The 13,161-nt window shown below is 39.5% G+C and carries 11 protein-coding genes; 4 read left to right on the top strand and 7 right to left on the bottom strand.

Going from position 1 to position 13,161, the window contains the following annotated elements:
* Positions 1 to 2 precede the first annotated feature (2 nt).
* The 4 genes from CHU_RS15800 to CHU_RS15815 form a co-directional block, all read right to left on the bottom strand.
* Complete coding sequence (locus CHU_RS15800) at positions 3 to 413, bottom strand: cytochrome c maturation protein CcmE (RefSeq protein ID WP_011586593.1); 411 nt, start codon at positions 411 to 413, stop codon at positions 3 to 5.
* A 14-nt stretch (positions 414 to 427) separates the two neighbouring features.
* On the bottom strand, positions 428 to 655 hold the full coding sequence (locus CHU_RS15805; RefSeq protein WP_041932449.1) for a CcmD family protein: 228 nt from the start codon (positions 653 to 655) through the stop codon (positions 428 to 430).
* The gene (gene ccsA / locus CHU_RS15810; RefSeq protein WP_011586595.1) at positions 627 to 1,349 is read right to left on the bottom strand and encodes a cytochrome c biogenesis protein CcsA; all 723 of its coding nucleotides are present in this window, start codon (positions 1,347 to 1,349) and stop codon (positions 627 to 629) included. Before ccsA ends, CHU_RS15805 begins: the two co-directional genes overlap by 29 nt.
* Before the next feature lie 66 nt (positions 1,350 to 1,415).
* Positions 1,416 to 2,087, bottom strand: coding sequence for a heme exporter protein CcmB (locus CHU_RS15815; RefSeq protein WP_011586596.1), 672 nt, complete (start codon positions 2,085 to 2,087; stop codon positions 1,416 to 1,418).
* 291 nt (positions 2,088 to 2,378) lie between these two features.
* Between CHU_RS15815 and pheS the strand changes: the two genes are divergently transcribed.
* The 3 genes from pheS to CHU_RS15830 all read left to right on the top strand — a co-directional run bounded on the left by pheS (position 2,379) and on the right by CHU_RS15830 (position 9,813).
* Positions 2,379 to 3,413 carry a phenylalanine--tRNA ligase subunit alpha gene (gene pheS, locus CHU_RS15820; RefSeq protein WP_011586597.1) on the top strand — a complete coding sequence of 345 codons (1,035 nt, stop codon included), beginning with the start codon at positions 2,379 to 2,381 and terminating at the stop codon, positions 3,411 to 3,413.
* A gap of 315 nt (positions 3,414 to 3,728) precedes the next feature.
* The gene (locus CHU_RS15825) at positions 3,729 to 6,590 is read left to right on the top strand and encodes a T9SS type A sorting domain-containing protein (protein WP_011586598.1); all 2,862 of its coding nucleotides are present in this window, start codon (positions 3,729 to 3,731) and stop codon (positions 6,588 to 6,590) included.
* Between the two features lie 292 nt (positions 6,591 to 6,882).
* Positions 6,883 to 9,813, top strand: coding sequence for a T9SS type A sorting domain-containing protein (locus tag CHU_RS15830; protein ID WP_011586600.1), 2,931 nt, complete (start codon positions 6,883 to 6,885; stop codon positions 9,811 to 9,813).
* Positions 9,814 to 9,924: 111 nt separating this feature from the next.
* On the opposite strand, the gene CHU_RS15835 is transcribed toward CHU_RS15830, so the two are convergent.
* The 3 genes from CHU_RS15835 to CHU_RS15845 all read right to left on the bottom strand — a co-directional run bounded on the left by CHU_RS15835 (position 9,925) and on the right by CHU_RS15845 (position 11,788).
* Complete coding sequence (locus CHU_RS15835; RefSeq protein ID WP_011586601.1) at positions 9,925 to 10,311, bottom strand: DUF983 domain-containing protein; 387 nt, start codon at positions 10,309 to 10,311, stop codon at positions 9,925 to 9,927.
* A gap of 20 nt (positions 10,312 to 10,331) precedes the next feature.
* Entirely contained in the window at positions 10,332 to 11,201 is an 870-nt protein-coding gene (locus CHU_RS15840) for a helix-turn-helix domain-containing protein (RefSeq protein ID WP_011586602.1), read from the bottom strand.
* A gap of 332 nt (positions 11,202 to 11,533) precedes the next feature.
* Positions 11,534 to 11,788 (bottom strand): acyl-CoA-binding protein, encoded by a 255-nt coding sequence (locus CHU_RS15845; protein ID WP_011586603.1) that lies wholly within the window; start codon positions 11,786 to 11,788, stop codon positions 11,534 to 11,536.
* Positions 11,789 to 11,925: 137 nt separating this feature from the next.
* Here CHU_RS15845 and CHU_RS15850 point away from each other — a divergent pair, with 137 nt between their 5' ends.
* The gene (locus tag CHU_RS15850; protein ID WP_011586604.1) at positions 11,926 to 13,104 is read left to right on the top strand and encodes a THUMP domain-containing class I SAM-dependent RNA methyltransferase; all 1,179 of its coding nucleotides are present in this window, start codon (positions 11,926 to 11,928) and stop codon (positions 13,102 to 13,104) included.
* Positions 13,105 to 13,161 lie beyond the last annotated feature (57 nt).

The following is a 13,161-nucleotide window of genomic DNA, read 5'->3' on the forward strand; positions in this document are numbered from 1 at the left end:
AATTAAATTTTTACTTCCTTGTCCTCATACTTTGAAGGACATTTCATTAATATTTTATCCGCAACAAATACATCTTTCTTTATATGTCCGATGATTACAATCTGTTCCGCTTTTTCAAAATCCTGTGGTTTGGGCTGAAAAAATAAAACCTTTTGTATTTTATTTTTTGTGTCCGTTAAAAGAAATTCGAAATGATTGGGGTCAATGCCGGGATTGTAGTTCATGCCAACAAATTCCCCCTGCTCGTTTTTCAGCAGCTTACCAACCACGTGGACCATTTCATCATCGCCTTCCTCAGCCATTTTAGCTGCCTGTTCGAAATCTACATATTGACTAGCGCTGCCTGTTGTAGAGATAATAACACCAACAGCAACAGCTATCACAACCAACAGAAGTATATAACTCAGTTTCATGTGTTCTTGCTTATTTATTGTTCGTTGTGTTCTTTTTCCAGTTTGCCGATTTTTTTATCCAGCATAATCATGTACACAAATAACCCGGCAAGAATAATAGCAACAACGGTTACTACAACATAAATTTTTCCGTCTGCACGAAATTTGTCCGCCATTTCAACGGAGTCTGCTGTTTGCTGTGCTACTGCAGAGATGCTTGTAAAGACAAGCAAACTAAGCATCCAATAAATCTTCTGAAGCATATTTTTTAGAGTCAACGATTAAACCATCTTTTTTATCTGCCAGCAGTCGCAGGCGGATACGCAATGTTGTGATCCACGTACCCAATAACATAAACCCGATAATTGCTGAATAGAAAATCATATTCATTTCGCGATCACGGTCATAGGCATTGAAGCCCGGATTACCCCCATTACCCGGATGCAGCGAATCTGTAAGACGCGGCATGATGTAGATCAATGCCATAAACGCCGGGAACGCGAAGATGTTGTATACAGCTGTGATCCGCGCTTTTTTATCTTCATCGGCAATTGCATCGCGTAAAATCATATACGCCGTATAGATCAGCATTGCAATTGCTGCCGCATTCAGCTTTGGATCTTTTGTCCAGAAAGTACCCCATGTGAATTTTGCCCACATCATACCGGTTAATAAGCCCAGCACGCCAAAGAACATTCCGGTTCGTGTAAACTCAACAATAATGCGGTCGTGTTTTAAATTTCCTTTGTTCAAATACACAATAGAGTAAATGGATGCCACCAATAAAAATAAGGTCATGGCAAACCACATGGGTACGTGAAAGTATAAATTACGAATGGTTTCATTCAGGATTGCGATGTGCGGAACATTACCCAGGAGGCCCATTGTTGCTGCATACATGAGCAGTACAAAGGCAAGTAATTTCCACCAGGCGAAGGGGGAAGCATTAGAACGCATATACTTATTTTATATTGAAATTACTGGTGCGTTTGAGCTAAACCAATAACAGATTTATCCGGTTCATTAGTTCTTCCAAAGGTACGGAAATAATAGATAGGAAACCGTTATTGTAATCACTTTAACTGCTATTAAAACCAGTAAATCCTGGTACGATAAGCTTCGTTCCAATCCATCTATGGCACTTTTTGAAACTTTTATCAGAATAAGCAGAACAGGAATTACAACGGGAAAACTCAATACCGCCATAAGGGTCATACTATGCTGAGTCTGAGCCGCTATTGCGGCAATAAATGTTAAGGTTGCTGCCAGGCAGCTGGCACCGATCAAGGCAATTGCTACAAACATGCCCATATCCTGTACCACATTACCCATTACAAACGCAAACAGCAGTAAACCCAGCAATGCCATAAGTGACAGTAATACAATATTATAAATGAGTTTTGATAAAATAATGGCTCCCGGTGATGCCATAAAGTAGTAGTAATACTGCCGGCTTGGGCGCTCTAATAAAAAGCTTCTGGATGCTGCATTTACAGAAGCAAGTAACACGATAATCCAGAATAAGGCATTCCAGGTCATAGGTGATAGATCCCCGCCTCTGCCGAAAAAAGCAAAATAGCAGATAAAAATAGCTCCCGCCAGGTACACCAGAACAGCATTAAACATATAACGCAGCCTGAATTCGAGAAGAAATTCTTTTTTGACTAAGGCTGTAGTTTCGCTTATTAAGGACATGGCGTAAAATTAGGCTTTTTTTGTCTGTTCGCAGCGGCAAACACTGATTTTTGTGATTTAAATGATAAAATGATCTGTCGTATCCGACTGTGTTGCCCTGTTTCCTGGGGCCTTGCCCCAAGCTATTTTATTTAAGCCCTTCAGGCTTATCCTTTCACATTGGATACTCAGGCTGTAAGGCTGAAATACTATAACTGGGGCAAGGCCCCCAGTAAAGCCAAAAGTTTAATCCAGTAACTAGCACCTTGAAACTAGTAACTAGATTAAACTTTTATTATTTTTGTAATCTCTATGTTAGATAAGATTAAAGAATTAACACAAACGATTGAAGATTTTTCAATCGAATCCAAAGAACAGCTTGAGCAGTTCCGCCTTGAATATTTAAGTAAAAAAGGTAAAATCACGAGCATGTTTGATGGCTTTGATTTTAAAACTGTTGCACCTGAGATTAAAAAATCGATGGGGCAAGAGATGAACAAATTAAAAGTTCTGGCTCAAACAAAGTTCGAAGAATTACAGGATAAACTTAATACAGGTTCTAACGATAACAGCGTGTATCAAAAAATTGATACGTCGCTACCCGTTATACCAAATGAATTGGGTGGCCGCCATCCGATCAATATTGTACGTGAACAAATTTACACCGTGTTTGAACGCATGGGTTTCAATTTGTCTGACGGGCCTGAAATTGAAGATGACTTTCATAATTTCACTGCATTAAACTTTCCGGAGAACCACCCGGCGCGTGAAATGCAGGATACGTTTTTTATTGAACGTAATCCCGATATCGTGTTACGTACGCATACATCAAGTGTTCAGGTACGTGTCATGGAAAATCAGAAACCTCCGATCCGTACGATTTCACCCGGACGTGTATACCGCAACGAAGCGATCTCTGCACGTGCGCACTGCATGTTCCACCAGATCGAAGGATTGTATGTAGATAAAAATGTAAGTTTTGCCGATCTGAAAAATACGCTGTATCATTTCTCTAAAGAGATGTTTGGTAAGGATACACAGATCCGTTTCCGTCCGTCGTTTTTCCCTTTTACAGAACCAAGCGCAGAGATGGATATTTCGTGTTTCATCTGCAACGGTAAGGGCTGCAACATCTGTAAACAAAGCGGATGGGTAGAGATCGGCGGTGCCGGTATGCTGGACCCGAATGTACTGATCAATGCGAAGATAGATCCGAAAGTATACAGCGGCTTTGCGTTTGGTATGGGTATCGAACGTATCACGATGCTGAAATATCAGATCAAGGACCTGCGTTTGTTTACAGAAAATGATGTACGTTTCTTGAGACAATTTAAGCACGCAGAGTAATTTATAGAAGCTGCGTTTATTATATTTTATTTAAAAGATCAGTTATTTGTACAGTGACTGATCTTTTTATTTTCAAGTATATTATTGTTCTTTTTATTTTTTCAAATATGTTTTTGAAAAAGATCTAGGTCAAACATTTGTTCCCAACTGATATCCAATTTTATTTCAGGCAATAATATTCTTCTTCCATAACTAGTATACATTTACATATCAATAATAATTTTAAGTATAAATAATTATTATTTTATTTAAGGTTACTTTTACATCATTCTTTGCATTAACCCTTAAAACATACCGTTTGATACGTATTTACCTATGAAAAAAATTTTACTGGCTTGTATACTTTTTATGTATACGTTTTTGCAACTCTCTGCGCAATGCCCCTCACCAGTCACACCAGGTGTCTCACTAACACAATCATCATCAGGCGCTATTTGCTTAGGCACCAATGTTACATTTACAGCAAATTCCGTAAATGGCGGAACACCTGTTTATGAGTGGACATCGTCTATTCATGGTATATTATCCGCAACAACAGCTACTTATTCAAGTGCTACGTTAATCGACGGTGAAGTAATCACGGTAAAAATGACAAGCAGTCTTGCTTGTGCACAGCCTGCTCTGGCCTTGGCAACTGCTACTGTAAGTTTAAAAGAACTTGTTACGCCGGCAATCAATATTACTTCTGATAAAGCAACAATCTGTCCGGGTGAGGTAGTGCATTTTACCGTTACCACGAGTGTAAACGGAGGTTCGGCACCCAACGGGCCAACGTATCAATGGAGAAAAAATCAAGCAGTGATACCAGGAGCAACAACTTCAACGTATGCGACTGTTACAGCACACCAGGATACATATGATGTTGTCATGACTTCAGGTTTATCTTGTGTTACAAGCCCATCCGTTACATCAAATTCAGTAGCCATAACTGTTACACCCATTCCAGTGATGGCTGTAACTATAACAGCAGACAAAACAGCAATGTGTCCAAACACGCCGGTAACATTTACTGCCACAGTTACGGGATCTGGCGCAACACCTGCACCAAGTTATGAATGGTTTATTATAAAATCTGCCACAGGCACCGTGGGCATATCCCAAGGTGCAGCTTCTACTTCAGCTAATACATTTACAACTTCAGCGTTTTCAGCTACAGCTGATAAAGTATATGTATCTGTCAAAAGCAATGCATCCTGTGCAAGTACATCAACAGTTAATTCGAATGAACTTACACTCTCTGCCTTGGATGCATTAACACCGGGCACAATCGGATCTGACCAAACCATCTGTTACAATAGTCTACCCGTTTCAATTACACAATTAACAGCACCTACCAATAACATAGGTACACCCGTATATCAATGGGAAGTATCTGCAATAGCCACTCCAGGTGCATATGTTACATTACCCGGAGCCACTAATGCTACATATACGCCTCCTGTTCCTTTAACACAGGATGTGTATCTACGCAGAATTATTATGGACCCGTCAATGCCCGCACCCTGCAATATAGCAACAAGCAACGCCATTCACATTACCGTGAGACCTGGATTGATGGCAGGTGTTATTTCACAAGATGAAATAATTTGTTCGGGTGCTGCGCCCGAAGCAATTACTTCAACGGTTTTGCCAACAGGCGGTACAGGAACATATACTTACCAATGGCAACAATCTGTTTCGGGTACTTTTGTTAATATACCAGGAGCAACAAACCAAAGCTATAGTCCGCCTGCATTAACAATCACAACCTTATTCAGACGTGTTGAAACATCAGGTAGCTGCGGTTATGTTACCAGTAATGTTGTAACTAAAACTATTGTACCTCCTGATGTTGTAACAGCAAGTATCAATAACCCCGGCCAAATATGCATTTCAGCCCCGGTTTTGTTTACAGCAGCAACAACCAACTCAGGAGCCGGTACACTTGACTATATATGGAGTTTAGACGGATTAACTGTAGGAACAAACAGCCCTTACTATTCTTATACTTCAAACTCTATAAATGATACAGGAAAAAAATTACATGTAAAAGTAATCACATCTGCCGACTGCAATACTGGCCCTGCTATCTCAAATGAAATAACGCTGGATATTGTAGCTGCTACCATACCAGCAGTAAGTATTACTTCTTCCGCTACTTCTGAGTGTACAGGCTTACCTATCAGCTTTTCAGTATCACAGACAACAGGCACTGGTAATGCACCCACATACCAATGGTATGTGAAAAGTTTTTCGGGTGTATCTATACCCGTTGGAACAGGAAGCTTAAGCTATTCAAGCAGCACGCTAAAAGATGGAGACGAAGTATATGTAGAAATGACTTCAAATCTGCCTTGCGGAGTTGGCGAGAACCCACATACTTCAAATAAAATCAACGTGAAAGTCTTACCTGTTCCTTCTCCGGTAATTAACCCGGGTGATCAAACAATCTGTGTTAATGAATCTGTTATCTATACAGCAACCATTGGTACAGGAACAACAGTGCAATGGTATAAAGATGGTACTGCTATAACCGGAGCTACAAATAGTACATTTGCTGCTACACAATCCGGCATGTATTCTATTCAAGAAGACAATAGTATATGCAGCGTACATTCAGCAGTTTCTCCGCTTACCGTTGACCCTTGCGGTGCATTCAGTTCTTCCATCTCCGGACCAAATCCTATAACAAACGGACAGCAAAATGCTGTGTATAGTGTACCAAACCAGACAGGCTTTACGTATGAATGGTCAATCACTGGCGGTACCATTATTAGCGGGCAAAATACTAACACCGTAACCGTAGACTGGGATGCGTCTACAGGCAATACACTGGCACGTACCACTATTCCTTCGTATGCTCTTTCTGTAACTGAAACAAATCCGGACGGTCAGAAAAAAACTACTACAGCAACGATCAACACCGTTGCAACATCCATTGTTCAATCACTTGCACAATCCGGCATAAAATTATTTCCAAACCCAACTGCAGCATGGTTCAGTATTGAAATGCCGGAAAGCAATGTGGAGGTAAGTTATGAAATCCTGGATCTGACAGGTGTTTTGGTAGCAAGCGGCTCATTCACGTCTACTGGCAGTGATCAAAAAATTGCTGCTGATTTTGCTGTAGGCATGTACCAGGTTGTGTTAACATATAACGATACAGTTACAACTGCGCGTTTGAGTAAGGTACAGTAACAATATACCGTATGCGAGTACACAAAAAAAGCGGACATGTCTTTAACATGTCCGCTTTTATTTTTCATGAATACTTTTTATGCTTTAAAATATACGTATCCATTTCTTATTTAATAAAGCAACTGAAAAATAAAAACGCAGCACTTGTTGTCAAACCTCAATAGGTTATAAATACAGAATACCACATTGATTAAAAAATAATTAATCAAATAAATTATTTTTTAATCAATGTGGTTACCTTTTCAAATTAAAATTCATTAACGTTTAAGTTTCACTTATTTTAATTTTCGTTATGAAAAAAATTTTACTGGCTGTTATCATTTTTGTTTTTAGTCTTACAATGGTTTATGCCCAATGCACAAAGCCTGTTTCCGTAACGATTACAACACCAGAAACTCCTATTTGCCTGGGCACTCCTCTGTCTTTATCTGCTACTGTACTTGTATCAGGTACTTCTCAAAATGGAGCTTTTACGTTTTCATGGATAAAAAATTCAGTTGCAGTAACTGCATCAGCACCCATTACTATTCCTGCAAATACGGTTACAGCTGTTCCAATGTATACCGGCATCACGGGAGCTTTTACCGATGCTGGTACCTACACACTACGCGTTGAAGATGGCAATGCAGGCAATGCTTCCTGTTATACAGAAGCAAATTTTATTTTAACTGTTCATGAGACAGTAACAGCAGGTTCCATTGTTTCAGCGCAAACAATCTGTAGTGGTGAAAATCCGGCAGCCTTTACAAGCATAGCAGCAGCTACAGGTGGTACAGGAATATATTCATATGTATGGGAAAAGTCAATGAATGGGGCAGCCTATGCAGATATCAGCCCGGCGGTTGCAGCAGAAACCTTTGATGAAGGTGTAGTGAACAACAACGGAACAAAGCCGATGACTATTGACTACCGCCGTAAGGCTACTTCCGGTATTTGTCCTCAGGTAGTAACGGCACCGGTACGCATCACTGTAAATCCGGCAGTTATAGCGGGAGTAGTTTCAGCAGACCAGACAATTTGTTCAGAAGGTGACCCCGCAGCATTTACAGTAACAACAGCGCCTGCAGGTGGCACAGGCGTGTATACATACCAGTGGGAGATAGCTACTGCAGGATCTGGTCCGTACACAAATATTGCAGCCGCTACTGCTGCAACGTATGATGCTCCATCCGGAATTACAGGAACTACCTATTACAGAAGAGCCGATGCCTCGGGCACATGCGCCACAGCGCATACAAATTTGATAACAGTAACCGTTCAGCCGGCTGTATTACCAGGAATAATTTCAGCGGATCAAACCATTTGTATCTCAACGGTGCCTTCACCGCTCATGGGTACTGCAATAACAGGTGGATCAGAAAATTCCGCAGCTACTTACATGTGGGAATCATCTACAGCTGGATTTGCCTGGACTGATGTAACAGGAGAAAATACTAAAGATTATTCTCCGCAAGCATTAACAGCAGATACATATTTTAGAAGAAAGGATACCAAAGGAATTTGTCCAAGCGTTACATCCAATATTATAAAAATTACCGTTGACCCAGAAATAGTAACTCCAGTAATCACCGGCGATCAAACCATCTGTGCAGGTACAGCACCAAATCCAATTGGCGGACCTCCGGTATCAGGCGGTTCTGTAGCAACACCCATGTATATATGGGAGGCATCCCGGATCGGCGGTTCAGGCTGGGTCGTAATTCAGGGAGCAACGTCAAAAGATTATCATCCGGGTATTCTCATAGCCGATATGTATTACAGAAGAATAGACACAAAAGGCGTTTGTAAACCTGCTACATCAAACATCGTAAAAATTACCGTTCCTACACCCGTAGATATTTCTTCTGATAAAACAGTTATTTGTAAAAATGGCCGGGTAACATTTACTGCTACAGTACGTAATGGAGATCCTGACCCTATGTTTGAGTGGTTCATCAATGATATAAGCCAAGGTACTCCAAGTTCTTCTCCTGAATTCTCAACAACAAATATACTATCAAGTACAGATAAAATACAGGTTATATTAACAAGCAATACGACTGGCTGTTCAGCTTCAGCATGGAGCTATATACATGTAAGTTCTGGAATTACTCCAGGCACAATCAGCTCCGATCAAACCATTTGCTACAATACTTCCCCAAATCAAATTACTCAGACACCCGCTCAAACGGACTCTTACAGCACACCAACATATACCTGGGAAACATCCGCATCAGGTATCACCGGGTCTTTTTATGAAATACCAGGAGCAACCACTGCTGCCTACAATTCAACTCTTCCCTTTACTACTGACACTTACATACGCCGGGTTGCAACTGATCCACGCACATCGGCACCATGCAATGTATCAACGAGCAATACAATCAAAATAACCGTAGCACCTCTGTATGATCCCGGAGCAATTACGGGCGATGAAACACTTTGCGAAGGTGCAGATGCAGCAATAATAGAAAATGTAACAGCCGCAAGCGGTGGATCTTTAACAGGTACAGGCTATTTATGGTGGGTTTCTCCTGATGGTATTTCAAACTGGACGGCCATAGCCGGTGCAACCAATGCACAATATCTCCCCTGGAAAATTACACAAACTACTTATTACAAAAGAGAAAGTTACAACAATTGCAGCTATACAAATCCATACAGCAACATTGTAGCTAAAACAGTTATTTCATGTAACTCATTCAGCACAGCCATTTCCGGCCCAAACCCAATCATACCCGGACAGCAAAACGCCGTATATCGTGTGCCAAACCAGACAGGCTTTAGGTATGAATGGTCAATCACTGGCGGTACCATTATTAGCGGGCAAAATACTAACACCGTAACCGTAGACTGGGATGCGGCTACAGGCAATACACTGGCACGTACCACTATTCCTTCGTATGCTATTTCTGTAACTGAAACAAATCCGGACGGTCAGAAAAAAACTACTACAGCAACGATCAACACCGTTGCAACATCCATTGTTCAATCACTTGCACAATCCGGCATAAAATTATTTCCAAACCCAACTGCAGCATGGTTCAGTATTGAAATGCCGGAAAGCAATGTGGAGGTAAGTTATGAAATCCTGGATCTGACAGGTGTTTTGGTAGCAAGCGGCTCATTCACGTCTACTGGCAGTGATCAAAAAATTGCTGCTGATTTTGGTGCAGGCATGTACCAGGTTGTGTTAACATATAACGATACAGTTACAACTGCGCGTTTGAGTAAGGTACAGTAACGATATACCGTATGCGAGTACACAAAAAAAGCGGACATGTCTTTAACATGTCCGCTTTTATTTTTACATGAATACTTTTTATGCTTTAAAATGATCTACCGCAAGTAAGGATCAGTGTACACAGTTTGATTTTTCTTTGTCATACCGTACAAACAGATATAAATAACACGCTCTGGAAAGCCTGAAGAAATAAGGCGATATAAGAACAGTAAGCACTACAAAGGATATAAAAAATTCAAAATACGGCAGATCGAAAAAAACCGTAATCATAAACATAGGTACAAACAACATTACATATAATGCATAACTTAAATACATGGCACCGTAATAGAAGCCTGTTTCCGGCTCCATTGGCTGCTCACAGCAGCTGCATTTCTCAGGCATCAGGTGTGATGTTTTCCAGACATACATGTTTGAATGCGTAAACATTTTACCTTTATGACATCTCGGACATTTTAATGTTAGTAAGGCGAATAAAGTATTATTGAACGCTTTCATAGTTATTTTGTATTAATTGATCAATGTGATTTTTTTCTGAATTCTTCCGGCGTAACACCTACCTGCTTTTTGAAAAATTTTGTAAAGTATGAATTGTCTTTGAAATTTAATTCATACGCAATTTCAGCAATACTCAAATGCTGATTGATCAACATACGTTTTGCTTCCAGTATGATCCGGTTACGAATCAATTCACCGGCTGCAATTCCTGTGTAATCTTTACAGAGACCGTTCAGGTGATTTGGTGTGATATACAGGAGCTCTGCATATTCCATCGGTAATTTTAATTTTTTATAATTTTTTTCAATGAGTTTTTGAAAATTTTTAAGCAATGCATAATTGTAACTGGTTGTATCCTGCTTATTTTCTTCAACATTTTTTTGTTCAATCGTAATAAATATTTTGAGCAGCAGTACCCGTATCATGTCCCAGCGGTGGTCTTTACGAGCATTCGATTGTTCAACCAATTCTTCAAATATTGTCTGTACGATACCAGCCTTTTCTTTCGGCAGATTGATTACCCCATCTTTTGTGTTTCCAGCAAAAAAAGAAAATGTTTCTATGTATTCAGGCCGCAACAAAAAGGATTGAAAAAACGCGGTAGAAAAATTTACCACATAGCCCTCCACTTCTCCTTCAAACTCCCAGGTGTGCACCTGACCGGGAATCATAAAATAGATCTGATATTGCTGCACATCAAAACGATCAAAATCGATTGAATGTGAACCACTTCCTTTTGTAAAAAAGATCAGGTGATAAAAACTGTGCCGATGCGGAAAATGCAGATTGGAATATTTCAAAAAATATTCTGAAAGCCTGCTTATTAAAATATCATCTTCTTTATTTTCTGAAAGGGTACAGATATCAAATACAGGTATGTGTTTTTCCATAACAGTACAAAGATACAATATAGAACAGGCTTTTTATGGTAATTTATACCCTTTCAATGGCACTTTTTACTTATCTGATTTTTGAAAAGGAAGGGCTAAAAATCCGTATAAAATAAAAGTTGGCTGTAACATGTATTTTCGACGGACTAAATCCTGAAATATACGGTGTCTACAGCCAACAAAATCTTAACAGCCTTTTATTTCTGGTTATTGAACCAGAAATGTATTTTAATAATGTGAAAAGTTGGCTGTAACATGCATTTTCGATGGACTAAATCCTGAAATATACGGTGTCTACAGCCAACAGAATCTTAACTATTTTTTAAGTTGGGTCAATTACCCAAGCTTTTAACTAAATCAATGTATTGTTGCATGGCATTTTCCTTTGATACTCCTTTCAAGGATTCCCATGCATTAAATTTTGCGATTGCAGCAAAATCAAAAAAATTAGTAGGCTTTTCTACGTTTACATCTCCCTCGGAAGCCTGCTTATAAAGGCTATACAACTTTAATAAATTTTCGTTTGATTGATTTGGCAGTGATTTTGACGCTGCAACTGATTCCTCAAACGTTGTTTTTATATCCATTGTAGTAATTAATTCAAAGATATTAATTGTATGATTAATATCCTATTTTTTCTTCATATAATACTTAACGTAGAATCAAATTCAATAGTTTCAATTAAATGGGTATCTTTATGAAATAATTTGAATTAATTTTAAAAATGTCCATATTTGAGCAATCAAGCGATATTTTAATTACCTGTGCACCGGATTTAAGTGAACTGACCGGGCGGGAAATTAATAATCTTGCAATCCCCATTAAACAAATTCTTCCTCATGGTATTGTTGTAGAAGGCACGGCCCAAACGGCTATGTATCTTTGCATGCACCTGAGAACTGCTAATAAAGTATTGTTTTTACTGAAAGAAGCAAAAGCGGCTACACCGGATGATTTGTACCGGGTGGCGAAAAATATTCCCTGGGACAATTTTTTTGATAACACTTCTTATTTCAGCATTGATTCTTTCGTTCAAAACAGCACCATCCGTGATACACGTTTTGCAAATGTTAAATGCAAAGATGCTATTGCAGATTATTTTGTTGAGAAAACAACTAAGCGTCCGGATTCAGGGCCGCTGCGCGATAAAGTTGTGATTTTTATTTACTGGAGAGAAAATGATTTATCGATCTATTTAGATTTATCCGGTGAACCGATTTCAAGACACGGTTACAGGTTAAACCCCTGGAAAGCGCCAATGGCAGAGACGTTAGCGGCTGGTGTAATTATAACATCTGAATGGAACCCAACTACTCCTTTTATAAACCCTATGTGCGGCAGCGGTACCTTAGCTATTGAAGCTGCGCTGATTGGCACACATAAAATTCCAGGACTGGTACGGGAAGATTACGCCTTTCAGCACATTCACGGCTATGTTGCTGAAACCTGGAAAACAATGAGAGAAATGGCGCAGCAAAAAGTGTTGCCTGCGTTACCATTTAAAATTATCGCATCCGACCACGATCAGCGTGCGCTTGACGCAGCAAAAGTTAATGCAGAAAAAGCGGGTGTAGATCATTTGATTGATTTTGTATTAAGCGATTTTCAGGATACGCCTGTAGAAGAAAACCAGGCTGGTGTGGTTATTCTGAACCCTGAATACGGAGAACGGCTGGGCGATGAAGAATCTTTAGTATTAACATATAAAGAGATCGGTGATTTCTTTAAGCAGAAATGCGGCGGTTACAAAGGATTTGTATTTACCGGCAACCTTGAATTAGCAAAACGCATCGGATTAAAACCTAAAAGAAAAATAAAATTTTTCAGTGCGAAAATTGAATGCAGGCTCATGCAGTATGAGCTTTATTCAGGAACCAAACGGGTGGTTTTTAAAACAGAGTAAGTAATACGTGTTAAGTAATATGTTTTTAAGATGTTAAAATTACTTCTTGAAAACATA

The organism is Cytophaga hutchinsonii ATCC 33406 (assembly GCF_000014145.1).
Lineage (GTDB): Bacteria > Bacteroidota > Bacteroidia > Cytophagales > Cytophagaceae > Cytophaga > Cytophaga hutchinsonii.

What these genes read in the sequence shown, in the direction of transcription:
- CHU_RS15800 (WP_011586593.1), bottom strand. Translation starts at nt 413, where the DNA reads ATGAAACTGAGTTATATACTTCTGTTGGTTGTGATAGCTGTTGCTGTT.
- CHU_RS15805 (WP_041932449.1), bottom strand. Translation starts at nt 655, where the DNA reads ATGCTTCAGAAGATTTATTGGATGCTTAGTTTGCTTGTCTTTACAAGC.
- ccsA (WP_011586595.1), bottom strand. Translation starts at nt 1,349, where the DNA reads ATGCGTTCTAATGCTTCCCCCTTCGCCTGGTGGAAATTACTTGCCTTT.
- CHU_RS15815 (WP_011586596.1), bottom strand. Translation starts at nt 2,087, where the DNA reads ATGTCCTTAATAAGCGAAACTACAGCCTTAGTCAAAAAAGAATTTCTT.
- pheS (WP_011586597.1), top strand. Translation starts at nt 2,379, where the DNA reads ATGTTAGATAAGATTAAAGAATTAACACAAACGATTGAAGATTTTTCA.
- CHU_RS15825 (WP_011586598.1), top strand. Translation starts at nt 3,729, where the DNA reads ATGAAAAAAATTTTACTGGCTTGTATACTTTTTATGTATACGTTTTTG.
- CHU_RS15830 (WP_011586600.1), top strand. Translation starts at nt 6,883, where the DNA reads ATGAAAAAAATTTTACTGGCTGTTATCATTTTTGTTTTTAGTCTTACA.
- CHU_RS15835 (WP_011586601.1), bottom strand. Translation starts at nt 10,311, where the DNA reads ATGAAAGCGTTCAATAATACTTTATTCGCCTTACTAACATTAAAATGT.
- CHU_RS15840 (WP_011586602.1), bottom strand. Translation starts at nt 11,201, where the DNA reads ATGGAAAAACACATACCTGTATTTGATATCTGTACCCTTTCAGAAAAT.
- CHU_RS15845 (WP_011586603.1), bottom strand. Translation starts at nt 11,788, where the DNA reads ATGGATATAAAAACAACGTTTGAGGAATCAGTTGCAGCGTCAAAATCA.
- CHU_RS15850 (WP_011586604.1), top strand. Translation starts at nt 11,926, where the DNA reads ATGTCCATATTTGAGCAATCAAGCGATATTTTAATTACCTGTGCACCG.